This is a genomic window from Microtetraspora glauca (assembly GCF_040656155.1).
Taxonomy (GTDB): Bacteria; Actinomycetota; Actinomycetes; order Streptosporangiales; family Streptosporangiaceae; genus Microtetraspora; species Microtetraspora glauca.
This window is the reverse complement of sequence record NZ_JBFALK010000002.1, coordinates 153,754-176,966: the sequence shown is the minus strand read 5'-3', so window position 1 is coordinate 176,966 and position 23,213 is coordinate 153,754. Positions and strand designations below refer to the sequence as shown.

The following is a 23,213-nucleotide window of genomic DNA, read 5'->3' as shown; positions in this document are numbered from 1 at the left end:
AGTCACAAGCGATGGACAAGACGGCTGCCCGACGATTACCCGCGTGAATGGATATTTCAGGACATTGATCAGGGGGTTGGCCGCATCGGCGGCGATCGCCCTGCTAGCCGTGGCGGCCGCTACGGCGCCCGCGGCCGCGGCCGACGGCGACGAGAACGTCTCCGTGGGTACGCTGCTGGCCGCCCAAACCCACCCGGCCGTCCAGCTCACCAGCCTCACCTTCGCCGGCGAGGTGGTCGTCCCCACCGCGGACGTCCGGCAGAGCGCTCTGAACGAGCTCGTGTCGCAGATCCAGGTTCTGGTGGCCGCGGGCAAGATCCCCTCGGACGAGCCCAGCATGTACAAGTACATGTTCAAGCGCATGGCCGCCGATGTGAACAAGTACCTCGTGCCGACGGCGCCCAACCGCACCGTGGAGGCACGGGTCGGCGGCATGTGCACCGGCTGGTGGGTCACTCCGGACGGCTACATGGTCACCGGCGCGCACTGCGTGGAGATGAGCGACGAGGAACTGTCCCAGACTTTCGCGCAGCAGGCGCTGCAGAAGTTCAACGAGGAGGACGCCAAGGAGGTCATCTCCGGGCTGGAGAACGTCGTCGCCGACGAGGAGCTCGTCGCCGCCGCACAGCAGGTCTACATCAACTTCAACTCCGCGCACATGAAGCTGGAGAACCTGCAGAAGAGCCTCTCGGTCCTGCAGTCGCTGCCGGGAGGCGGCGTCGACAAGACCGCCAAGGAGGTCCCCGCCGAACTCGTCTCCGTCGGAGAGAGCTACCCCGGCAAGGACTTCGCGCTCCTCAAGGTCAACAATCAGCAGAACCTCCCGACGGTCCCGCTCGGCGACGACGCCGACGTGCAGACCGGCAACACGCTGTACATCAGCGGCTTCCCCGGCCTGGTCACGAACACCCCGTTCTTCAGCATCGAGTCCAAGCTCGACCCGGCGATGACCGAGGGGCCGTACAACGCCAGGCGCACCACCACCGAGGGCGTCCCCTACATCCAGACGCAGGCGCCGTCCTACCACGGCAACTCGGGCGGCCCGGTGTTCAGCCGCGAGGGCAAGGTGATCGGCATGCTGATCGCCGGCACCGTGAGCGACGGCGGTGAGGCGTCGGAGAACGAGAGCTTCGTGCTGCCCGTCTCGATCATCAAGGAGAAGCTCAACGAGAAGAACATCAAGCCCTCGGCGTCGCTGACCACGACGAGGTACAACGAGGCGCTCGACGCCTTCTTCGCCAAGCACTACAAGGACGCGCTTCCCCTGTTCCGCGAGGTCCAGACCCTCCACCCCAACCACCCGTACGTCGCGAAGTACATCACCGACTCCCAGCAGGCGATCTCCAACGGCAAGGACGAGTCGCCGCAGCCCATCTGGCTGTGGATCGCGATCGGCGCGGGCGTGCTGATCCTCATCGGCGGCGGCTTCGTGCTGCTCGCGACGCTGCGCCGCCGCAAGCGCACCTCGGCCACCCCCGCCCCGTCCTACGACCGGGCGCACGGCGGCGCCTACCCCGCGGCGATCAGCAGGCAGGACGAGCGGCAGGCCTGGCCGCAGACGCCGCAGCATGCACCGCAGCGGTACGCGCTGCCGCAGGGCCCGTCCGCGCAGTCCTCCTCGTCCGGCCAGTCCGCGCCGTCCCAGGGGCAGTACCCGCAGCAGCAGTACGGCCGGCAGCACAACCAGCAGGGCTATGACCAGCGCGGTTACGACCAGCGCGGCTATGACCAGCGGGAGAGCGGGCGTCGCCAGTACGACCAGTACGACCAGTACGGGCAGCCGAACCAGGCGCCGGACGGGGCCACGCAGTACGTCCGGCCCGCGCCGCAGGCGGCCCCGCAGGGCCCCGAGCGCAACGTGGCCGATCTCGAGCGCGAGGTCGAAGAGCTCCGCCGCCGTCTCGGCCAGCGGCAGCCGCCCGATGCCTGAGACACGTGAGGGCCCGCCGGACGAATCGCGGCGGGCCTTTCGCTCGTTGTCCGCCCGGCCGCCGCGGCCGCGGGGAAGTGCGGGGCCGGGCGACGGGGCGGTGTTCCGGCGACGCCGGTCAGCCGGCCTTGGGGGTGAAGAGGCCGAAGAGGTTGCCCGCGGTGTCGCGTACGTAGGCGTAGTCCGGTGCCGCGGCGCTCCCGATCAGCTTGAACTCCACCTTGCCCCCGAGGCTCTCGATCGTCGCGCAGGTGGCCTCCACGTCCGAGACGGCCACGGTGAAGACGGCGTGGCCCGGGGAGCCTCCGCCGGTGCCCATCACTCCGCCACGCGGCTGGTCGTCGTCGGCGTAACCGATGAAGCGGTATTCCATGCCGCCGGCCGCGGAGTCCTCGTCGGAGGTGAACCGCCAGCCGAACAGGTCACCGTAGAACCGCTGGAGGGCGTCCGGGTCGTCACCGGCCACCTCGAACCAGGCGACGGTGTTGAAGGCGGGAATGGTCATCGTGATCTCCATGGAATCGGAATCCGGCTGGACGGATCCACCTTCCCGAGCCTTCGCGACAGCCCCCTGTCGGTGTTTCCCGAGCATTCAATCGAGAGTGGGACGGGTGACGATCATCTCGGGCACGTCGGCGTCGAAGTGCTCGATGGGACGGTGGGGAGCCCGCTCCTCCGTCAGGACGGCGGACACGATCCGGTCGAGCCGGAAGACCCGGACGGCGTCCCGCAACCGGCACCACCCCACCAGGTACCACGTGCCGCTCCGGCCGCAGGCGAACGTCCCCGGCTCGACCTCCCTGGAGGTGATGGCGCCCGACTTGTCGGCGTATCGGATCAGCAGCACGGAATGCCCGAGCACGGCCGCCTCGATGACCTTGACGATCGGCGCGGTGCCGCCCGGCTCACGCTTCACGTCGGTGAGGATCTGGACCCGCGCCGCGAGCGTCCGGGCGCGCTCCCCCTCGGCGCCCGGCATCGCCGCCACCAGCTTGCGCAGGGCACTGCGCGCCTGGTCGGCGAAGGGCTGCTCCTCGGCGCGGCTCAGCGCGATCGCCACGGCCACCGCCTCGGCCGGGGTGAAGTTGAGCGGGGGCAGCGACATGCTCTTCTCCAGGGCGTACCCGCCCCGGCGGCCCGGCTCGGCGTAGATCGGCACCCCGGCCTGCTGCAGGGCGCCGATGTCCCGCTCGATCGTGCGCGGGCTCACCTCGAAGCGCCGCGCGAGGTCGCGCGCGGAGCGGCAGCGGGGCGAGATCGCGCGCAGATCCTCCACAAGCGCGTAGAGCCGGTCGGTACGGTTCACAGCGCGAGGCTAGGCGACCCGGCCGACATTTCTCCGGACAGCGGTTCCCCGGCCGGCATTTCTCCGGACAGCGGGCAACGGACGCCCGGCATCGGCCGCGCGAGGCGCCCGCGCTCAGGAGCCGGACGCGCGAGGGGCCCGCGCTCAGGAGCCGGACGCGCGAGGGGCCCGCGCTCAGGAGTCGAACGTGTCGCCCATCCGGGTGAGCCGCTCGCGGCCCGGCTCGGGATAGCGCTCGCCGGTCGGCTCGGCCGAGACGATCCGGTTGCCCCGGAACACCCGCACGTCGTCGCGGAGCCTGCACCACGCCACCAGGTAGGACACGCCTCCCCTGCCGCTGAGGAAGACGCTCGGCTCGACCTCTCTCGTGGTGGTCTCGCCCTTGGCGCCCGCGTACTCGATGCGCAGCACCTGCCGTTCCAGCAGGGCCTGATCGATCGCGCGGCGGACCGCCTCCCGCCCCGCGGTGCGCCCGTCCCGGTGATCCATGCCTCGACGCTACGACCGCAGCCCGACATATCCCGGTATCACCGGACTGTCGCAGTGGTCACACCCTTGTCACTCCCGCGGGCCGCGTGTTGATGATCCGGTCGGGCGGGATTCCGCACTGTACGGCTCGCGCGCAGCCGTACCGCTGCCAGTCGAGCTGGCCGGGGGCGTGCGCGTCGGAGTCGACGGAGAAGACGCATCCCATCTCGTACGCGAGCCGCATCAGCCGCTTCGGCGGGTCCAGCCGGTCCGGCCGGGAGTTGATCTCGACGGCCACCTCGAACCTGCGGCACGCCTCGAACACGATCTCCGGGTCGAACCTCGACTCGGCACGCCCCTTGCCCTTGACGACCCTGCCGGTGCAGTGGCCGAGCACGTCCACGCGCGGATCGGCGATCGCCGTCACCATGCGCCGCGTCATGTCCTCCGGCTCCATCTTCAGCAGGGAGTGCACGCTGGCCACCACGACGTCGAGCCGTTCGAGCAGTTCCGGGTCCTGGTCGAGGGCGCCGTCGGCCAGGATGTCGACCTCGATGCCGGTGAGCAGGCGGAACGGATGGAGTTCCTCATTGAGTCCGGCGATCACGTCGAGCTGGCGGCGCAGCCGGTCGGCGGACAGGCCGCGCGCGATGGTGAGCCGCGGCGAGTGGTCGGTGACCGCGAGGTACTCGTGGCCGAGCGCCATGGCCGCCGCGGCCATCTCCTCGATCGGCGATCCGCCGTCCGACCAGTCCGTGTGGCTGTGCAGGTCGCCCCTGAGCGCGGCGCGCATCGCGGCGGTCGCCTCGTCCAGGTCGACGTCCTGCGCGTCCTCCAGCCGTCGGAGATACGTGGGCACCTCACCGTTCAGTGCCTCGGTGACGGCCAGGGCGGTGACCTTGCCGATGCCCTTGAGATCGGTCAGGCCACCGGTCCGCGCCAGCCGTACGAGCTCGGCGCGGGGCAGGTCGGCGACGGTGGCGGCGGCGCCGCGGAAGGCGCGGACCCGATAGGTGGGCTCGCCCGCGCGCTCCAGCAGGAACGCGATCCGTTTCAACGCCTCGACCGGGTCCACAGTACGGGTTGGTACCCGGAAAACCGAGATCGTTATGTTTCTCCCGAAAAGGAACCTCGCGAGTCCGTAGACCCGTTGGTGATACCGAACGGTACGCTGTGCCGACCCCGATCAACAGGAGCCCGATGACCGCCCCTGGGGAGAACCCCCGCACACCGCGTCATCCGATGGCGATGGACTCACCGCATCCGATGGCCGCGGACCCGCCGAAGCCGCGCGGCATGTCGTCGGGCGCCGTCAAGCTGGGCGCCGTCGCCGTGTTGTCCCTGCTCGTGGTCGGGTTCTGCGCGGCGCAACAGGACCGCTACGAGGAGGTCGGCGCCGACTGCGTGGACCTCAACAGCCAGAACCCCGACGGCTCCTACGTCGTGGTGGACGACGACTACTGCGACGAGTCCCATTACCACTACCACGGCTCACGCGGCGCGTACGGCTGGTACTACGGGGGCCAGCGCACCGGGGGCCGGGTCGGGCGGGGGACGACGCTGAAGCCGTCGGACGCGCAGATCACCACACGGTCCGGCCGTGTGGTGCAGCGTGGCGGGTTCGGGTTCCACTCCGGCGGCGGAAGCTGACCGCGCGCGCCGATGAGACGTGAACCATCGATCCCGCGCGAGAACTGGGCGGCCACGATCGAGTCCCAGGGACTCGCCTTCCATCGCTCGGCCCATCCCGGCGACCTCGACCGGCCCTACTGGGACGAGAGCGTCCACTACGTCTTCACGATGGACGAGGTCCTCGACCTGGAGAACCAGGTCGAGGAGCTCCACCGGATGTGCCTGGCCGCGGTGGAGCACGTCGTCGCCCATGACCGCCTGGCCGACTTCGCGATCCCGCCGTACTGCCGTACGGCCGTGGCGGAGTCGTGGCGGCGCCGGGACCCGCACCTGTACGGCCGGTTCGACCTGCGATACGACGGCACGGGCCCGGCGAAGCTGCTGGAGTACAACGCCGACACCCCCACGAGCCTGGTTGAGAGCTCGGTGGTGCAGTGGTTCTGGCTGAAGGACGTTTATCCGGACGGCGACCAGTGGAACTCGATCCACGAGCGGCTCGTCGACCGCTGGCGGGCCCTCGCCCCGGGGCTGCCGACCGGTCCCGCCCACTTCGCCTGGACCAGCGCGGACGAGACGGGCGAGGAGGCGATGACGCTCGGCTACCTGCAGGAGACCGCCGACCAGGCCGGGCTGAAGACGGTGGCCGTCGCCATGGAGGACATCGGCTGGGACCAGCTCAACCGGCGCTTCGTCGACACGGAGTACCGCGTGATCCGGTCGCTCTTCAAGCTCTATCCGTGGGAGTGGATGGTCGCCGAACCCTTCGGCACGCACGCCGTCGGCCAGCAGCGGACCATGACGTGGATCGAACCCCTGTGGAAGATGCTGCTGTCCAACAAGGCACTGCTGGCGATCCTCTGGGAGCTGTATCCGGGGCATCCCAACCTGCTCCCGGCGTACCTGGACGGCCCGCGCGACATATCCGGATATATCCAGAAACCGTTGCTCGGGCGCGAAGGCGCCTCCATGCGCGTCGTGGCGCCGGAGCTCGCGCTTTCGACCTCAGGGGACTACGGCTCCGAGGGGTTCGTCTACCAGGAGTTCCTGCCGTTGCCGGACTTCGACGGGTGGCGTCCGGTGCTGGGCGCCTGGATGGTCGAGGACGAGTCCGCCGGGCTCGGGATCCGCGAGACGTCGGGGCTGATCACCGATGACACCTCCTCGTTCATCCCGCACCGAATCGAGCCGGCCTGATCGTGCCGACCCATTCACCTACCCCGAAGTCCACCGAAGCACCTGAAGCCTTCCGATCACCGGAACGGCCCGCCCCCGACAAGGAGCCATGTTGACCACCCAGTCCACCCCCTTCGCCGAGGTGCTCGGCCACGGAGCGTTGGCGATCACCGCGTACGCCGTCCTCGGCGTGCTGCTGCTCGTCGCCGGGTTCTACGTGATCGACATGGCGATTCCCGGACGGCTCAGCAGGCTCATCCGCGAGGAGCGCAACCCCAACGCGACCGCGCTGACCGCCTCCGGCCTCGTCGCGGTCGGCCTGATCGTCGCCGCGTCCATCTGGTCGTCGGGCGGCGCGCTGCGGGAGGGGCTGCTCGCCACCCTGGTCTTCGGCCTGGTCGGCATCGCCGTACAGACGGTCGGGATGATCGCCTTCGACCGGATCGTCGGCATCTCGGTCCGGTCGCTGGTCAGCGAATCCGCGCTCCAGCCGGCCACGATCCTGCTCTCCGCCACGCACGTCGCGATCGGCCTGATCACCGCCGTAGCCGTCGTCTGACAATGAATCGCGGATATTCACCGTGGGCTGAATACGCCGCCAGGGGAATTGCCGACGGCGAAACCCGATCCTTTTCCGGGAAAACGCGGGTTACCGTCGGCGGAACAGCGATCTTTCCTTGGAAGCCAGGTGACACGGTGACGTCCCCTTCGCAACACTCGCCCTTCCCGTACGCGCGCCAGTCGGGCAGGACCGGAGGTGAGCACGGCCCGGTCGCGATCGACTCTCTCGACCAGAGGCTGCTGCGGAGCCGCATCGTCGTCCTCGGGCAGGAGGTGGACGACGAGATCGCCAACCGCATCTCGATGGAACTCCTCCTGCTCAGCGCCGAGGACTCCCAGGCCGACGTCCGCCTCTACATCAATTCTCCCGGCGGCTCGGTATCCGCGGGATTGGCCCTTTATGACGTGATGCACCATATTCCGAACGACGTCAGCACGGTCGCGATGGGAATCGCCGGCTCCATGGCGCAGCTCCTTCTCTGCGCCGGCGCGCCGGGAAAGCGTTACGCCCTGCCGCACGCGCGGATCATCATGCACCAGCCGCACGGCGGCATCGGCGGTACCGCGACCGACATCAGGATCCAGGCCGAGCAGATGCTCGCCACGAAGAAGCTGCTCGCCGAGCGGATCGCGCACCACACCGGCCAGTCGCTGGAGCGCATCGAGAAGGACTCCGACCGCGACCGCTGGTTCACGGCCGAGGAGGCCAGGGAGTACGGCTTCGTCGACCATGTGATCACCACCACGGCCCGGGTCGGCGCGTAGTCGCGCGAGATCCCTTCCGAGATGTCCGATTCGTTCAAGACGGACGTCGCTCCCGGCTCCTAAGGTCGGGGACCATGGCACCGACTTTCAACCTCATCGGCCTCGTCGTCGCGGACATGGGCGCGGCGCTGGCCTTCTACCGGCGGCTCGGCCTGGACGTCCCCGCGGAGGCGGACTCCGAGCCGCACGTCGAGGCGACACTCCCCGGCGGGCTCCGGATCGCCTGGGACACCGTGGACACGATCCGCTCGTTCGACCCCGGCTGGACCCCGCCCGGCGAGGGCACCCGCGTCTCCCTGGCCTTCGCCTGCGCCGATCCCGCGGAGGTCGACCGCGTGTACGACGATCTCGTCAAGGCAGGGTACGACGGGCACAAGGAGCCCTGGAACGCCTTCTGGGGCCAGCGCTACGCCATCGTCCACGACCCGGACGGCAACGGCGTGGACCTCTTCGCGCCGCTCCCCTCCTGACGGACGGGGACGGCCAAGCGCTAGGCGATCAGGACGCCGAGCGGGACGCCGGTCAGGGCCTTCACCTCACGCGCGAGGTGGGCCTGGTCGGCGTACCCCGTACCGGCCGCCACATCGGCGTGCGGCACGCCGGTCCTGGCCAGGGCGACGGCCCGGTCCATCCGCAGGATCCGCATGAGGGTCTTCGGTCCGTATCCGAACGCCGGCACGCATCGCCGGCGCAGCTGACGCTCGCTCAGACCCACCGTGTCCGCCACGGCCGCGACCGGCGTCCCCTCGCGCAGCAGGGCCACGATGCCCTGGACGGCGGGATCCGGCCGGTCGGCCCGCCCGAGCCGATCGAGGGCCGCCTCCTCCAGCACGGCGCCCGGATCCGGCGCCTCGTGGACACGCTCGGCGAGCCGCCGTACCCGCGCCTCCGGCCACAGGTCGGCCAGCGGCACCCGCCGGCCGCGCAGCTCGTCCGCGGGCACGCCGAGTACGGCGGGGGCGGTGCCCGGCGCGAACCGCAAACCCGTGTAGCCGGCCGCGTCCCGCGTCCCCGTCGTGAGGTGGGCGACCGGGTCCGGTCCGGCCACGATCAGCTCGCCCTTCACCCAGATCAGGTCCATGCAGCCGTCCGGGAGGATGCGCAGCACCGTTCCGGGGCTCGGCCCGGGGCGCCGCCAGACCACCGCCCCGGGCACGCGTGACGTCCTCTCGCGGTACATGCCCCCAGCATTCCACCCGTACGGCGTGGCACGCCCGGGTGGGGACCGCCACACCGTCCCTGGCCACAGCATCGGCGGTGACCTGGCACGCTAGAACCGTGACCGAGCGGAGCGAGCCAGCAAGCAAGAACAGCGTCCCTGTCATCCGGGCCGCCGACGAGATCGGCCAACCGGACGACAGGGCGCGCAAGGACACCGCACGACGGCTCGACCGCGCGATGGGCAGCCTGGGAACCGCTGCCATGGCGCGGATGGAGGATCAGCTCCCCTGGTACCGCGCTCTGTCGGCCGAGGACAGATCCTGGGTCGGCCTCGTCGCCCAGGCCGGGATCGCCGCGTTCGTGGACTGGTTCGGGCACGCCGGGGAGGGACGGCCGATCCCCAACATAGAGTTCTTCGGCACCGCGCCGCGCGAGCTGAAGCGCAACGTCTCGCTCCAGCAGACCGTGGACATGATCCGCATCGTCGTCGAGGTGGTCGAGGCGCAGGTCGAGGAGCTGGCCTGCCCCGGCGGCGAGGACCTACTGCGCCAGGCCATGTTGCGCTACACCAGGGACGTCGCCTTCGCCGCCGCGCAGGTGTACGCCCGGGAGGCCGAGGCGCGCGGTTCCTGGGACGCGCGGCTGGAGGCGCTCATCGTGGACGCGCTGGTCCGCGGCAAGGTGGACGACGGGCTCCACTCGTGGGCGGCGGCGCTCGGCTGGACGTCGGCTCCCGTCGTGGTCTTCGCCGGTCACACCCCGGGCGACGAACCGCAGAGCGTCATCGACGGGCTGCGCGACAGGGGCCGCCGCGTGGGCTACGACCTCCTCGCGGGCGTGCAGGGCGACCGGCTGATCGTCATCGTGGGCGGCGCCGACAGCATCAAGGACGCCGCGCGCAGCGTGGTGCCCCGGTTCGGGCCCGGACCGATCGTGATCGGTCCGGAGGTGCCCGACCTGCACGCGGCCGCCGGTTCGGCCCGCGCGGCCATCGCGGGGCTGCGCGCGGCGGCGGGCTGGCCGGACGCTCCGCGTCCCGTGCTGGCCGAGGATCTGCTGGCCGAACGCGCGATCGACGGGGACGCGGCGGCCCGGGCGCAACTCGTGGAGAACGTCTACACTCCCCTCGCCGGGACGCCTCTGCTGGACACGCTCGCGACCTACCTGGAGCAGGGGACGTCCCTGGAGGCCACCGCCCGGCTGCTCTTCGTCCACCCGAACACCGTGAGATACCGGCTGCGGAAGATCACGGAGCTCACCGGCTACCAGCCGACGGAGGGCAGGTCGGCCTTCACTTTGCAAGTCGGGCTCATTCTCGGTCGCCTGACCCTCACATAGCCGTATGGCGTTAACCATGGGGAAACCACGACTGTAGGTTCCCTACAAGGCGATCACCGCAAACTTCGTCCGGATCTCCATCTCTGTGGCGAACCCCTACAGGGCAGGGTTGGGGATGTGCTCGTCATCGTCTCTCCGGGCCAAGGCGCCCAGACCCCAGGATTCCTGAGTCCATGGCTTGAGATCCCCGGTTTCCGGGACCGGCTCTCCGCCTGGTCCGAGATCGTGAGCCTCGACCTGATCGCGTACGGGACCACGGCGAGCGCGGACGAGATCCGTGACACCGCCGTCGCGCAGCCGCTGCTCGTGGCGGCCGCGCTCGCGTCCTTCGACGCGCTCGGCGTCGCTCCGGATCTGGTCGCCGGACACAGCGTCGGGGAACTCGCCGCCGCCGCGATCGCCGGAGTGCTCCGCCCGGAGCAGGCGCTGGACCTGGTCCGGGTGCGCGGCCAGGCGATGGCCAAGGCCGCCGCCGTCACCGAGACCGGCATGACCGCGGTGCTCGGCGGCGTCGAGGACGACGTGCTCGCCGCCATCGACAAGCACGGCCTCACCCCGGCCAACATCAACGGAGCCGGTCAGATCGTCGCGGGCGGCACTCTGGAGCAGCTCGCGGCGTTCAAGGAGGAGCCGCCGCAGCGGGCCCGCCTGATCCCGCTCTCCGTGGCGGGCGCCTTCCACACGGTGCACATGGCCCCGGCGGTCGACGACCTCCGCGCGGCCGCCGCGGGCCTCACCCCCGCCGACCCGCGCACCACGCTGCTGTCCAACGCGGACGGCGCCGCCGTGGCGAGCGGCGCGGAGTACCTCCGCCGCCTGATCGACCAGGTCAGCAACCCGGTCCGGTGGGACGCCTGCATGGCGACGATGGCGGACCTCGGGGTCACGACGATGATCGAGCTGCTTCCTGGCGGTACGCTGACCGGTCTGGCCAAGCGGGGACTGAAGGGCGTGCGCACCTTCGCCCTCAAGACGCCCGAGGATCTGGAAGCCGTCCGAGAGGGGTTGAACGAGCAGTGAAGCTGTCCCAGGGGGCTCAGGGGGCCAAGATCCTCGCGTTCGGCGGCTACCAGCCGGCCGACATCGTGACCAACGACGACCTCGCCAAGCGGATCGACACCAACGATGAGTGGATCCAGAGCCGGGTCGGCATCAAGGAGCGGCGCGTCGCCGGGCCGAACGAGTCGGAGATCGACCTCGCGGTCCAGGCGGGCGGCAAGGCCTTGGCGGCGAGCGGGCTGTCCAGCGCCGACATCGACCTCGTGATCGTCGCCACCTGCACGCTGGAGGCGCAGATCCCGAACGCCTCGGCGCGGGTCGCCCACCGGCTCGGCATCGACGCCCCGGGCGCGTTCGACGTGAACGCGGCCTGCGCCGGGTTCTGCTACGCCCTGTCCGCGGCGGCCGACGCCGTACGCGCCGGGTCGGCGACGCACGTGCTGGTCGTCGGCACCGAGAAGCTCACCCAGTGGATCGACTGGGACGACCGCGCCACGTCGGTGATCTTCGCGGACGGCGCGGGCGCCGCTGTGGTGGGCCCGTCGGACACGCCCAGGGTGGGCCCGGTCGTCTGGGGCAGCGCCGGGGACAAGTTCGACGCGATCGCCGTCGCGAACCGCAACTCCTTCCTGCACCAGGAAGGCCAGACGGTGTTCCGCTGGGCCACGACCGCGCTTCACCCGGTGGCGAAGCTGGCGTGCGAGCGTGCGGGCGTGGACCCCGCCGAGCTCAGCGCCTTCGTCCCCCATCAGGCCAACCTGCGGATCATCGAGGCGATCGCCCGCAAGCTGGGCGCCGACAACGCCGTGATCGCCAGGGACATCGTGCTCGCGGGCAACACCTCCGCGGCCTCGATCCCGCTGGCGCTCTCCCGCATGATCGAGCGCGGCGAGGTGCAGTCCGGCGGGCTGGCCCTGCTGCTCGGTTTCGGTGCCGGGCTCACCTACGCCGGTCAGGTCATCGAGATCCCCTAACACTTTGTACGGCCCGCCGTACAAACACTGAAAAATCCGAAAATTCAAGGAGAAATCGCGACATGGCAGTGACCGAGCAGGAGATCCTCGCCGGCCTCGGCAAGATCATCAATGAGATCACCGGCATCCCGGCGGCCGAGGTCTCCCCGGAGAAGAACTTCGTGGACGACCTCGACATCGACTCGCTCTCCATGGTCGAGATCGCCGTCGCCGCCCAGGACGAGTTCGGCGTCGAGATCCCCGACGACCAGCTCAAGCACCTGAAGACCGTCAAGGACGTCATCAACTTCATCCAGGCCTGACCCCGGAGACCGCCGAGCGGAAGCCCGGCGGTCCCCACCATCACACGGGCTTCGTGAATGTGCCGTGTCGCGGCACATTCACATGGACGACCAATCAAGAGGAGTGCACACAAGTGAGTACGAACCGGGTACGTGTCGTTGTCACCGGGCTCGGCGCGACGACGCCCCTCGGTGGAGACGTCGCCTCGACCTGGTCGGCGCTCCTCGACGGGCGGTCGGGAATGCGCCCCATCACCGACGACTGGGTCGACACGGTGCCGGTGAGGTTCGCCGGTGTGGCGGCGGTGGATCCCAGTGAGGTGCTGCCCAGGCCGGAAGCCCGGCGGCTGGACCGCGCCGAGCAGTTCGCCCTGATCGCCGCCAGGCAGGCCTGGCAGGACGCCGGCGCGCCTGAGGTCGACGGCGAGCGCCTCGGTGTGGTGGTCGGCAGCGGCATCGGCGGCATCGGCACGATCCTCTCCGCCTACGACCTGTACCGCGAGAAGGGCTGGAACCGGCTGTCGCCGTTCACCGTGCCCATGCTCATGCCGAACGGCTCCGCCGGCTGGATCAGCATCGAGCTGGGCGCCAAGGCGGGGGCGCACTCCACGGTCAGCGCCTGCGCCACCGGCGCCGAGTCCATCGGCTACGGCGTCGACATGATCCGCTCCGGCCGCGCCGACATCGTGGTCGCGGGCGGCACCGAGGCGGCGATCCACGGCCTCAACGTGGCGTCGTTCGCCGCGGCCCGCACCATGTCCACCCGCAACGACGAGCCCGAGCGGGCCTCCCGCCCGTTCGACAAGGGCCGCGACGGCTTCGTGCTCGGCGAGGGCGCCGGCATCGTGGTGCTGGAGTCCGAGGAGCACGCCCGCGCCCGCGGCGCCCGCATCTACGCCGAGGCGGCCGGCGTCGGCTACTCCAGCGACGCCTACCACATCACCGGGCCCGAGCCGGAGGGCCGGGGTGGCCGGGAGGCCATGCTCCGCGCGCTCAAGGACGCGGGTCTCGCCCCCGCTGACGTCGCCCACGTGAACGCGCACGCCACGTCGACTCCGGTCGGCGACGAGATCGAGGCCCGGGCGATCAAGGAGGCCCTCGGGAGCCACGCGATCGTCACCGCCACCAAGTCGATGACCGGCCACCTTCTCGGCGGCGCGGGCGGCATCGAGTCGATCTTCACCATCCTGGCCCTGCACGAGCGGATCGTGCCGGCCATCGCCAACCTCGACGACCCCGCCGACGGCATCGAGATCGACCTCGTCCGCGGCGAACCCCGGAAGCTCGACGGCGGCCAGCTCGCCGCGATCAACAACTCGTTCGGGTTCGGCGGGCACAACGTCGCCGTGGCCTTCACCTCTGTGTGACTGGGAGCCCCAGATGACTGTGCTTGACAACACGGTGGGGACCGCGGCCTCCGACGGGGAGGCCGCCGACCCCCGTGATCCCCAGGTACGGCTCGGCCACCTGCTCGACGAGGGTTCCATCCGACTGATCACGCCCGAGGACAAGAGTGGCGTGCTGGCGGTCACCGGCCGCATCGAGGGCGTTCCGGTGGTCGCCTTCTGCAGCGACGCCCGGGTCCAGGGCGGCGCGATGGGCAGCGAGGGCTGCGAGCACATCGTGCACGCGTACGACGTGGCGGTGCGCGAGCGCGTCCCGGTGATCGGTGTCTGGCACTCCGGCGGCGCACGGCTGGCCGAGGGCGTCGAGTCGCTGCACGCCGTGGGCCGCGTGTTCGCCGCCATGACGAAGGCGTCGGGCGTCGTCCCGCAGATCTCCGTCGTCGTCGGCCCGGCGGCCGGAGGCGCGGCGTACGGTCCCGCCCTCACCGACATCGTGATCCTGGCCGACAACGGCCGCATCTTCGTCACCGGCCCGGACGTCGTCCGCAGCGTCACCGGCGAGGAGATCGACATGGCCTCGCTGGGCGGCCCCGAGCCGCACAGCAAGCGCAGCGGCGTCGTGCACGTGGTCACCAAGACCGAGGCCGACGCCCTGCTCAAGGCCCGCCAGCTCGCGTCGCTGCTCGGCCACCAGGGCCGGGTCCGCGACGTCGACGAGGTCGACTTCAGCACGCTGCTGCCGGACAACCCGCGCCGCGCGTACGACGTGCACCCCCTCGTCAACGGACTTCTGGACGAGGCCGGTGTCGAGCTGCACCCCAAGTGGGCGCCCAACATCGTCACCACCCTCGGCCGGCTCGGCGGTCGCACGGTCGGCGTCATCGCCAACAACCCGCTGCGGCTCGGCGGGTGCCTGGACTCCACCTCGGCGGAGAAGGCCGCCCGGTTCGTCCGGATGTGCGATGCCTTCGGGGTGCCGCTGGTGGTCCTCGTCGACGTGCCCGGCTACCTCCCCGGCGTGGGCCAGGAGCACGACGGTGTCGTACGGCGTGGCGCCAAGCTGCTGCACGCCTTCGCCGAGGCGTCGGTGCCGCGGATCACGGTGGTCACCCGCAAGGCGTACGGCGGCGCCTACATCGCGATGAACTCCCGCGCTCTCGGCGCGACCCGCGTCTTCGCCTGGCCGACCACCCAGGTGGCCGTGATGGGCGCCGTGGCGGCGGTCCGCGTCCTCAAGCGACGCGAACTCGCCGCCGCGCCCGACGAGGAGCGCGCGGAGCTGGAGGCCAGGCTGGCCGACGAACACGAGAAGATCGCGGGCGGCCTCGACCGCGCCATCGACCTGGGCGTCGTCGACGAGGTGATCGAGCCGGCGAAGACCAGGGGCGCGATCGCCAAGATCCTGGCCCAGGCCACCCCGGCGCGTGGCGCCCACGGCAACATCCCGCTCTGACCGGGGACGAGTAAGGACGACCGAGGATCCCGCGCCGCCGCCGGGTGACCGCCCGCCGGGTGACCGCCCGCCGGGTGACCGCCCGCCGGGTGACCGCCCGGCGAGGGGCCCCGTAGCGGGACGACCCCCGCCAGCGGCGCGACAGCACGGCGACGAGACAGGCGCCGGTCCAGTGACTGGACCGGCGCCTTCTGTCGTGTCCGCGGTCGGTTCTCCTGCCCGCGCCCGGGGCGCGCGGCTCCGGCGACCGCGCGGCTCCTCGAGGGTGGGTCAGACGGCGGCGTGCAGCCAGCGGACGGGAGCGCCCTCCCCGGCGTACCGGAAGGACTCGAGCTCCTCATCCCACTGCTTGCCGAGCAGGCGGTCGAGCTCGTCCTCCAGAACGGCCCGGCCCTGCGTCGCCATGAGCATGACGTTGCGTAGCCGATCTTCGGGGATCAGGATGTCGCCACTCGCGCCGACGACGGCCGTGAAGGCACCCAGCGTCGGCGTGTAGGCATGTCGGGACCCGTCGATGCCCGGCGAGGCGTCCTCGGTGATCTCAAACCGGATGCGCTGCCAGGCCATGAGCGACGAGGTGACCGCCGCCGCCGTCCCCGGACGACCTTCCCACTCGGCCTGGGCGCGCACAGCCCCGGGCGCGGCAGGCTGGGCGGTCCACGTCAGGTCGACGGGAACGCCAAGAACGCCTGCGACGGCCCACTCGATATGCGGGCACAACGCAGGCTGAGCCGAGTGGACGTACAGCACGCCACGAGCAGCTGCCACCGGACCTCCCAAATCGCATGAGGTGCGCCTTCCCCAACGGCCTCACACTGGGATGATCACAAGTGACTGAAGGAGAGACTACCGTCCGTCGCAGCCAGGCACCAGAGGGGGGTCATACCGATTCACGCTTGACAACGATTCGTATCGGGAAAACTACACCGAGTAAGATTCGCCAAGCGAAGGGCCACCCCCATGCGCCCATTCTCCAGCGGTCCCCCGCCGCACCGGCTCGTCGAACCCCGGCCCGGATGCCCCGCCCTCATCCGCCCCGGGGAACTGATCACCTCGTCGCTGAGCGCCGTCTCCCGGTGGGCCGTCGACGCGACTCCCGCCGGCCCGGTCCATCACGTACGGCTGTCTCCCGACGTCGACGTGGTCGACCTCGCGGCCGGGCTGTGCGACCGGGGGCTTCGGGCCTCGCCCAACCACGTCTTCCTCGGGCAGCCGCTGCTGTTCGGCGGCCCCGGGGGCGCACCCGTCCCCGCGCAGGCCGTGCCGTACGAGCGGGGGGAGTCGTGGGACGTCACCGTCGGCGTGCTGGACACGGGGCTCGCCCCGCACCCGTGGCTCACCGAGTGGTACCGGGACGAGATCGCGGAGACCCCCGACTCCGACGGCGACGGGACGCTCGACGAGCAGGCCGGGCACGGCACGTTCACGGCGGGGCTGATCCTGCGGGAGGCGCCCGGCGTCCGGTTGCACGCGGTACGGGTCCTCGACAGCCACGGGGTGAGCGACCAGGCCACCCTGCTTCGCGCGCTCGCCCGGCTCGAAGGCGAGCGCGTCGACGTCCTGAACCTCTCCTTCGGCGGTTACACCGTGGACGACGAGCCGCCGCTGGGGCTGGCCGAGGCGTTGCGCGCCTTCCCGGCGGTCGTCGCGTGCGCGGGGAACACCTCCTCCTCCCGCCCGTTCTGGCCGGCGGCGCTGCCGGAGGTGGTCGCCGTGGGGGCGCTCGACGGAGACGCCGTCGCCGCGTTCTCCGCGCACGGCGCATGGGTGGACGCCTGCGCCCAGGGGGTGGGCCTGACGAGCAGCTTCCTGGAGCATGCGGCCTTCCACGGCTACGCCACATGGAGCGGCACGTCCTTCGCCGCCGCGATCGTCAGCGCGACGGTGGCCCGTCTCTGCCGCGAGATGCCGCCCGCCCGCGCCGTACGGCACGCGCTTCGCGAGGGCGGGCGCGTTCCCGGCCTGGGCATCGTGGTGCGGCGGCGGCACGAGCACGAAGGGACACCGGCGGAGCCGGTCAGGTGAAAGCCACCGCCAGGAGGCGGCCCGACCGCTATGGTGATCACCATTCGAATCCTCTCCGACGCGCAGAGTCACGAAGATGCCTTCAGAGAAGACCCTCACCGGCCTGGACCAGGCGGCCTGGGAGGAGCTCGTCACCCGCTTCGGCGGCCGGATGTGGGCGGTGGCCCGCGCCTGCGGGCTCGGCCCCGCCGACGCGGCCGACGCCGTCCAGGGCGCCTGGCTGCGGATGGTCGAAAACCTGGACGGCATCCGCGATCCCGAGCGCGTCGGCGCCTGGCTGGTCACGACGACGCGGCACGAGGCGGTCCGGCTCGCCCGGCGGTCACGGGGAGAACGGCCGGGACCATCCGCGCTCACCGACGCGGTCGTCCCCGATCCGGCGGCGTCCGTGGTGAACGCCGACGTCGGCCGGCGGCTCTGGCTGCTGCTGGACGGGCTGGCCGAGCCGTGCCGGTCGCTGCTCCGCCTGTACGCGCTCAACCCCGACGCGAAGTACGCCCAGATCTCCATGCGCCTCGGCCTCCCGATAGGGAGCATCGGACCCACCCGGTCCCGCTGCATGTCCCGGTTGAGGGCGCTCATCGAGGAGGACCGGTGACCGACGACGGCCTGCCCGACGACCACCTGCCCGATTACCTGCTGGCCGCGTTGCGGATGGCCGCCGGCGTGGATCCCGTGCCCGGCCGCGTGTCAGACGCCGCCAGGGACGCCTACTCGTTGCGGCTGCCCGGAGGCGTCGTGGCGGCGCCGTACGAGATCGGGGCGGTCGTGGGCGCGCGGTCCGAGGGGGACCCCGCGATGCACCGGTTCGGCGCCGACGGCATCACCCTCGACGTCGAGGTGACCGTCACCGACGGCCGCCTCGACGTGGCCGGTCAGGTGTCCCCCGCTCCCGGTCCGGGGGCCCGGGTCGAGGTACGCACCCCCGGCGCCGGCGAGACGCGCACGCCGTCCGAGTCCGGCCACTTCGCGGTGGCCGGACTGCCCTCCGGCTGGATCAGTGTGGTCTGCCACCGGCCGGGCCTGGCTCCGGTGGCCACGCGCTGGCTCCACGTCCGCGATTGACCACCGTGGATTCCGGCCGGGCGTACGGCGTCCGCCCATGGGCGTCCGGGCAGCACGGCGGAGGCGGCGAGGACACGACCACCCTGGTGGCCAGGGCCGAGCGGGCGGTCTGGTTGTCCGGAACCGATCCCGAACTCGCCGAGTCCGAGGCGCGAACCGTCCTGGCCGAGGCGCGAGCCGTACCGTCCGGGACGCCGGACCCGCGGCACGCCGAGGCGGTGCCGGTGGCCCTGCGGGCGGCGGCCCTGGCGGCGCGTGAGCTGGGCGACATCGATCTCGCCCTGGAACGGCTGGAACAGGCCGTTTCCGAGGGAGCGGCTTTCCCCAGCCGGGTCGCGCAGGCACGGATGTCGCTGGTGACGGTGGTCGCGGAGCTCGGCGACCCCGAGGGCGGGCTGCGGCTGGCCGAGCTCGCGGAACGCGACCTCACCGGCACCGACCTCGCCAGGCTGGACGTCCAGCGCTCCGCCGCGCTCATCCTGCTCGGCCGCTTCGGTGACGCGGTACGGCACTGCGACCGCGCGCTCGGGATGCTGGACGGTGATCCGAGATTCCACGCGGGCGGGCTGCTCAACAGGGGCGTCGCCCACACCTATCTGGAGGACTTCGACAGGGCGGAGACGGACCTTTCGGCGTGCGTCCGGATCGCCAGGACCGCCGGGCTCGACCACCTCGCGATGCTCGCCGAGGGGAACCTGCCGTTCGTGGCGGCCAGGCGTGGTGACATCCCGGGAGCCTTCGAGAGGTACCGGGCCGCGGAGGGAACGCTGTTCGGGTATCCCGAGCGGCTGGCCGTGATGCGCACCGACTTCGCGCAGGCGCTGGTGGCGGCGCGGCGGCTCGGTGAGGCCAGGACGCTCCTCGCGCGGGTCGTCGCGGACCTGGCCGCCTCAGGGGCACAGGCCGGGCTGGCGGACGCCTGGCTGCTGCTCGCCCAGGTCGAACTGCTCACCGGAGCCGCCGATGCCCGCGGCTCCGCCGAGGCGGCCCGATCGGAGCTGATCCGCCAGGGCCGGACCGCCCGGGTCCCGCTCGCGACCGAGGTGGTGCTCCGTGCCCGGCTCGCGCGGGAACAGCCGAACCGTGATCTGCTGGACGAGCTGCTGGCCTGCGTGGGGGACCTCGAGAACGGCGGCTGCCTCTCCGAGGCGGCGGCGCTGCGCCTGACCGCCGCCGAGACGGCCCTGCGGCTGGGCGAGCGGCGGATGGCCCACGCCCAGCTCGGGATCCTGATCGCCTCCCCGGCCCGGACGATGGTCCGGCAGCACGCGCTGGCCACGCGGCTGCACCTCGACGGGGACGTGCGCGGCGCACTGGCCGCGGCCTGGTCCGGGCTGGCGGCGACCCTCGCGCCGGGGCCTCCTATGGGCGGCAGTCCCTCGGCGCTCGGGAGTGCCGACACCACCTCGCAAAGCACCGCCACTCAGAGCACCGCCACTCAAGGCACCACCATTCAGGGCACCACCATTCAGGGCAGCGCCGACCACGACGCGGGGGACCGCGACACCGCCTGCCACGACCCCGCCGGGCCGGCCGGCACGAGTGCTGTCGAGGCGCGCGCGTACGCCGCACGTGCCGCCGAGGATCTCGCCGGCTTCTGCGTACGGCTCGCCCTGGAGACGGGTGATCCCTGGACGGTGCTGACCTGTTCGGAACGCTGGCGGGAACTCGTACGGGAAACGCCGGGCCGCCTACGCCTGGAGGGTCTCCCGGCCGAGACGAAGGGAACGCTGGTCGAGCTGGTGCGGGACGGGGACCGGCTCGCCGCCGTGCTGGTCACGGCCGGGCACTGTGTCCTGCGGCCGTGCGGCTCGTACTCCGCGGCGGCGGAGGCCACCGTGCGGGTCCGATACGCCCTGCGCAGGCGCAACCTCCGCGACGTACAGGCGGAGAGCGGCCTCGAATGCGACCTGGCGATGCTCGACCACCAGCTGTTCGACCGGCCGCTGATCCCTGCGGACGTTCCCGGCGGCCCGGTGGTGATCGTGCCGACGGGCACGCTGCACACCCTGCCGTGGCCGTTGCTCCCGTCCCTGCGAGGCCGTCCCGTGTCCGTGGCCGAGAACGCCTCCTCCTGGCTCGCCGACCCCGAGCCATCGTCTCCCCCGGAGAACCCGGAGAACCCGGTGGTCGTGGCGGTCGCCGGTCCGGGGCTGGAGAACGCCGAGGCCGAGGTGGAGGCGGTCGTCCGGTCCCATCCTGGAGCGATCCGGGTGAACGCGGCCAAAGCCGCGGTGCTCGACGCCCTCGGCCACGCGGACGTGCTGCACGTCGCCGCGCACGGGACGTTCTCCCCCCGCAGTCCCCTGCTGTCGCGCATCACGCTCGACGACGGACCCCTCATGGCGTACGACCTGATCCGGCTGGGCCGGGCGCCACGGCTGGTGATCCTTTCGGCGTGCGACGCGGGCATGGCGCACGCACCGGTGGACGGCGCCGTCCTCGGACTGGCCGGCACGTTCCTCGACCGGGGAGCCCGGTGCGTGATCGCGGGCGTGGTGCCCGTACGCGACGACGAGGCGCTCGCGCTGATGACGGCGCTTCACCCGCTTCTGAGAGAGGGCCGCACTCCCGCCGAGGCGCTCGCCCTGGCATCCGGCACGACCGGTGTCGCGGGGTTCGTCTGCTTCGGCAGGGGGGACCTCCGCCTGTCCGCTCCCTGACGCGCAGGCGTCCGCCCAGGGAAGCGCACGGGGCTTTCCCGCTCGCAATTCCCGTATGAACGCGCGGACCCCGTGGCGACCAGGAGCCGACGGCGATCAGCCGGTGGCCACCGGACGGGCGGGGTCGGCCACCCAGTGGGACCAGGATCCGACGTAGAGCGCGGCCGGGATGCCCGCCAGGTCCAGCGCGAGCACCTCGTGGGCCGCGGTGACTCCCGACCCGCAGTAGACCCCCACGGGGACCCCGTCGACCGCGCCGAGCGTGTTGAACCGCTCACGCAGGAACTCCCGGTTGTGGAACCGCCCGCCGGGCTCGACGTTCTCGGACGTCGGAGCACTGACGGCCCCGGGGACGTGCCCCGCCACCGGGTCGATCGGCTCGACCTCTCCGCGGTAGCGCTCGGCCGCGCGCGCGTCGAGCAGGACGCCACTCGTGGCGAGGTCGGCGGCCTGGTCGGCGTCCAGCGTCGGCATGCCTCCGGGGACGGCGGTGAAGCCGCCGGGCGCGGGCTCCGCCCCGGCCCCCTCCTCGATCGGGAGCCCGGCGTGCCGCCAGGCCCGGATGCCGCCGTCGAGGACGCGCACGTCCTGGTGGCCGAAGTAGCGCAGCGTCCACCACGCCCGCGCCGCCGCCGTGGCGTCGGCCTCGTCGTACACGACCACCGTGCGGGAGCCGTCCACGCCGAGGCGGCGCATCGCCGCCTGGAAGTCGGCGGCCTCGGGCAGCGGGTGCCGCCCGCCGGCGCCGGGCGCGGCGGCGAGGTCGGTGTCGAGAGCGCAGAAGACCGCGCCCGGGATGTGACCCTCCGTATAGGACTCGCGGTCGGACGGTCCGCCGCCGAGCCGCCAGCGGACGTCCAAAATCGTGACTCCGTCGAGAGCGGCGAGCTCTTCGGGCGTGACAAGGGTGCTCATCTGGCACTCACCTCCAGCAATGGGACGTTCTGCTCGGCCGCGGTCAGGGAGCCGTGGTACCCGATCATGGCAGCCTCGACCGCCTCCGTCCGGGAGGCGACGATCACACAGTCACCGTACGGCACGGCCACGACATCGCCGATGCGGCCGAGCCACTCACGGCGTACGGCGGGGCCGAACCAGCCCTCATCCACGGCCTCCTCCTTGGAGACGACCCAGGCCCGGTCGCGCAGCGCGTCGGCCCACGTGTCCAGGACGGCCGCCGCCGCGCCCTCCTCGGTGTAGAGGTGGCGGACCCTGGCCTCCCCTCCGAGGAGGGCGACTCCCTCGCGGAGCTCGGGCCGCAGGTCCACGTCCACCTTGTCGGTGGCGTTGACCATGCCGTGATCGGCGGTGACGTACATGGCCGACCCGCGCGGGAGCGACCCGGCGATCCGCTCGGCCATCCGATCGACGACGGCCAGTTCCTCCAGCCATTGGGTGCTGCCCCATCCGGTCTCGTGGCCGGCGGCGTCCACCCCTCCGTAGTAGACCGTGACGAACGACCGGCCGCGCAACGCCTGCCGTACGCCCTCGATCCGGTCGTCGACGCTCTCGGCGGCGACGTGCCGCACGCCGCGGTAGACGGCGCGGGTGAGACCGGTCCCCCTGAACGCCCCCGGCGCGACATAGACCGGATCCACGCCGGCCGCGGACAGCCGCTGGTAGACGGTCTCGGCCGGTTGCCACCAGTCGGGATCGACGGCGTGGCCGGGCGCGGTCCAGCGCAGACAGTTGAACAGCCGCCCCTCCCCCGGGACGGCCATCACGATGCCGAGCATGCCGTGCTCGCCCGGTGGAGTCCCGGTGCCGAGCGTGGCCAGGCTCGTCGGGGTCGAGGACGGGAACCCCGCGGTGAGCGTCCACCCCTGTTGCGCGGAAAGGAACGGCGCGGCGTCGGGGTGGGCGCGCAGCAGGTCGGCGCCCATGCCGTCCACGAGGAACAGGCAGACCCGCTCGGCGGGGTCGAGCCGCAGGGTGTTCCCGGTGCCGGCCCCCAGGGACGCCAGCACGGATCCGGGCAGGTCGGCCAGCGAGGCGCCGCCGTACTCGGGGACGTACGGCACGGCGGAGCGCCCGGCGCGGGACTCGGTCACGTCACCTCCAGGGGCCGTCGGG

Annotated in this window: 24 protein-coding genes; 16 read left to right on the top strand and 8 right to left on the bottom strand. The window is 71.7% G+C overall.

Going from position 1 to position 23,213, the window contains the following annotated elements; translation table 11 throughout:
* Nucleotides 1-43: 43 nt before the first annotated feature.
* Complete coding sequence (locus tag AB0I59_RS03995) at nt 44-1,930, top strand: trypsin-like peptidase domain-containing protein (RefSeq protein WP_358129766.1); 1,887 nt, start codon at nt 44-46, stop codon at nt 1,928-1,930.
* A gap of 118 nt (nt 1,931-2,048) precedes the next feature.
* Here AB0I59_RS03995 and AB0I59_RS03990 read toward each other — a convergent pair whose 3' ends face one another.
* From AB0I59_RS03990 to AB0I59_RS03975, 4 genes are all read right to left on the bottom strand, one after another.
* On the bottom strand, nt 2,049-2,435 hold the full coding sequence (locus AB0I59_RS03990; protein WP_358129763.1) for a VOC family protein: 387 nt from the start codon (nt 2,433-2,435) through the stop codon (nt 2,049-2,051).
* 87 nt (nt 2,436-2,522) lie between these two features.
* Nucleotides 2,523-3,236 (bottom strand): helix-turn-helix transcriptional regulator, encoded by a 714-nt coding sequence (locus AB0I59_RS03985; RefSeq protein WP_061257420.1) that lies wholly within the window; start codon nt 3,234-3,236, stop codon nt 2,523-2,525.
* A 174-nt stretch (nt 3,237-3,410) separates the two neighbouring features.
* The gene (locus tag AB0I59_RS03980; protein ID WP_061257419.1) at nt 3,411-3,725 is read right to left on the bottom strand and encodes a helix-turn-helix transcriptional regulator; all 315 of its coding nucleotides are present in this window, start codon (nt 3,723-3,725) and stop codon (nt 3,411-3,413) included.
* A 58-nt stretch (nt 3,726-3,783) separates the two neighbouring features.
* The gene (locus AB0I59_RS03975; protein WP_358129759.1) at nt 3,784-4,779 is read right to left on the bottom strand and encodes a PHP domain-containing protein; all 996 of its coding nucleotides are present in this window, start codon (nt 4,777-4,779) and stop codon (nt 3,784-3,786) included.
* A gap of 125 nt (nt 4,780-4,904) precedes the next feature.
* On the opposite strand from AB0I59_RS03975, the gene AB0I59_RS03970 reads away from it, so the two are divergent.
* The 5 genes from AB0I59_RS03970 (at nt 4,905) to AB0I59_RS03950 (ending at nt 8,305) form a co-directional block, all read left to right on the top strand.
* Nucleotides 4,905-5,354: a hypothetical protein gene (locus tag AB0I59_RS03970; RefSeq protein ID WP_358129755.1), complete on the top strand. Its 450-nt coding sequence runs from the start codon at nt 4,905-4,907 to the stop codon at nt 5,352-5,354.
* Between the two features lie 12 nt (nt 5,355-5,366).
* Entirely contained in the window at nt 5,367-6,530 is a 1,164-nt protein-coding gene (locus tag AB0I59_RS03965; protein ID WP_358129752.1) for a glutathionylspermidine synthase family protein, read from the top strand.
* Nucleotides 6,531-6,618: 88 nt separating this feature from the next.
* Entirely contained in the window at nt 6,619-7,068 is a 450-nt protein-coding gene (locus AB0I59_RS03960) for a DUF350 domain-containing protein (protein ID WP_061257415.1), read from the top strand.
* A 218-nt stretch (nt 7,069-7,286) separates the two neighbouring features.
* Entirely contained in the window at nt 7,287-7,835 is a 549-nt protein-coding gene (locus AB0I59_RS03955; protein WP_358130591.1) for an ATP-dependent Clp protease proteolytic subunit, read from the top strand.
* A 74-nt stretch (nt 7,836-7,909) separates the two neighbouring features.
* On the top strand, nt 7,910-8,305 hold the full coding sequence (locus AB0I59_RS03950) for a VOC family protein (RefSeq protein WP_358129749.1): 396 nt from the start codon (nt 7,910-7,912) through the stop codon (nt 8,303-8,305).
* Nucleotides 8,306-8,325: 20 nt separating this feature from the next.
* Here the strand turns inward: AB0I59_RS03950 and AB0I59_RS03945 are convergent, their stop codons facing one another.
* Complete coding sequence (locus AB0I59_RS03945) at nt 8,326-9,015, bottom strand: helix-turn-helix domain-containing protein (RefSeq protein ID WP_061257413.1); 690 nt, start codon at nt 9,013-9,015, stop codon at nt 8,326-8,328.
* A 218-nt stretch (nt 9,016-9,233) separates the two neighbouring features.
* Between AB0I59_RS03945 and AB0I59_RS03940 the strand changes: the two genes are divergently transcribed.
* The 6 genes from AB0I59_RS03940 to AB0I59_RS03915 all read left to right on the top strand — a co-directional run bounded on the left by AB0I59_RS03940 (nt 9,234) and on the right by AB0I59_RS03915 (nt 15,387).
* Complete coding sequence (locus tag AB0I59_RS03940) at nt 9,234-10,334, top strand: PucR family transcriptional regulator (protein ID WP_061257525.1); 1,101 nt, start codon at nt 9,234-9,236, stop codon at nt 10,332-10,334.
* Between the two features lie 117 nt (nt 10,335-10,451).
* A complete protein-coding gene (locus AB0I59_RS03935) occupies nt 10,452-11,354 on the top strand; it encodes an ACP S-malonyltransferase (protein ID WP_358129746.1) in 903 nt (300 codons plus the stop codon).
* On the top strand, nt 11,351-12,307 hold the full coding sequence (locus AB0I59_RS03930; RefSeq protein WP_061257411.1) for a beta-ketoacyl-ACP synthase III: 957 nt from the start codon (nt 11,351-11,353) through the stop codon (nt 12,305-12,307). Before AB0I59_RS03935 ends, AB0I59_RS03930 begins: the two co-directional genes overlap by 4 nt.
* 62 nt (nt 12,308-12,369) lie before the next feature.
* A complete protein-coding gene (locus AB0I59_RS03925; protein WP_061257410.1) occupies nt 12,370-12,609 on the top strand; it encodes an acyl carrier protein in 240 nt (79 codons plus the stop codon).
* A gap of 113 nt (nt 12,610-12,722) precedes the next feature.
* Nucleotides 12,723-13,955, top strand: coding sequence for a beta-ketoacyl-ACP synthase II (fabF, locus tag AB0I59_RS03920; protein ID WP_061257409.1), 1,233 nt, complete (start codon nt 12,723-12,725; stop codon nt 13,953-13,955).
* A 13-nt stretch (nt 13,956-13,968) separates the two neighbouring features.
* On the top strand, nt 13,969-15,387 hold the full coding sequence (locus tag AB0I59_RS03915) for an acyl-CoA carboxylase subunit beta (protein ID WP_358129742.1): 1,419 nt from the start codon (nt 13,969-13,971) through the stop codon (nt 15,385-15,387).
* A 270-nt stretch (nt 15,388-15,657) separates the two neighbouring features.
* On the opposite strand, the gene AB0I59_RS03910 is transcribed toward AB0I59_RS03915, so the two are convergent.
* Nucleotides 15,658-16,155: a DUF3145 domain-containing protein gene (locus AB0I59_RS03910; protein ID WP_061257407.1), complete on the bottom strand. Its 498-nt coding sequence runs from the start codon at nt 16,153-16,155 to the stop codon at nt 15,658-15,660.
* A 192-nt stretch (nt 16,156-16,347) separates the two neighbouring features.
* Here AB0I59_RS03910 and AB0I59_RS03905 point away from each other — a divergent pair, with 192 nt between their 5' ends.
* The 4 genes from AB0I59_RS03905 (at nt 16,348) to AB0I59_RS03890 (ending at nt 21,140) form a co-directional block, all read left to right on the top strand.
* A complete protein-coding gene (locus AB0I59_RS03905) occupies nt 16,348-17,412 on the top strand; it encodes a S8 family peptidase (RefSeq protein WP_358129739.1) in 1,065 nt (354 codons plus the stop codon).
* 76 nt (nt 17,413-17,488) lie between these two features.
* Complete coding sequence (locus AB0I59_RS03900) at nt 17,489-18,010, top strand: RNA polymerase sigma factor (protein ID WP_061257406.1); 522 nt, start codon at nt 17,489-17,491, stop codon at nt 18,008-18,010.
* A complete protein-coding gene (locus AB0I59_RS03895) occupies nt 18,007-18,477 on the top strand; it encodes a carboxypeptidase-like regulatory domain-containing protein (RefSeq protein ID WP_358129736.1) in 471 nt (156 codons plus the stop codon). Before AB0I59_RS03900 ends, AB0I59_RS03895 begins: the two co-directional genes overlap by 4 nt.
* Nucleotides 18,478-18,482: 5 nt before the next feature.
* Nucleotides 18,483-21,140, top strand: coding sequence for a CHAT domain-containing protein (locus AB0I59_RS03890; RefSeq protein WP_358130588.1), 2,658 nt, complete (start codon nt 18,483-18,485; stop codon nt 21,138-21,140).
* A gap of 96 nt (nt 21,141-21,236) precedes the next feature.
* On the opposite strand, the gene AB0I59_RS03885 is transcribed toward AB0I59_RS03890, so the two are convergent.
* Nucleotides 21,237-22,055 (bottom strand): sulfurtransferase, encoded by an 819-nt coding sequence (locus AB0I59_RS03885; RefSeq protein ID WP_358129734.1) that lies wholly within the window; start codon nt 22,053-22,055, stop codon nt 21,237-21,239.
* Complete coding sequence (locus AB0I59_RS03880) at nt 22,052-23,191, bottom strand: alkaline phosphatase family protein (RefSeq protein ID WP_358129731.1); 1,140 nt, start codon at nt 23,189-23,191, stop codon at nt 22,052-22,054. The genes AB0I59_RS03885 and AB0I59_RS03880 overlap by 4 nt, the downstream gene beginning before the upstream one ends.
* Nucleotides 23,192-23,213 lie beyond the last annotated feature (22 nt).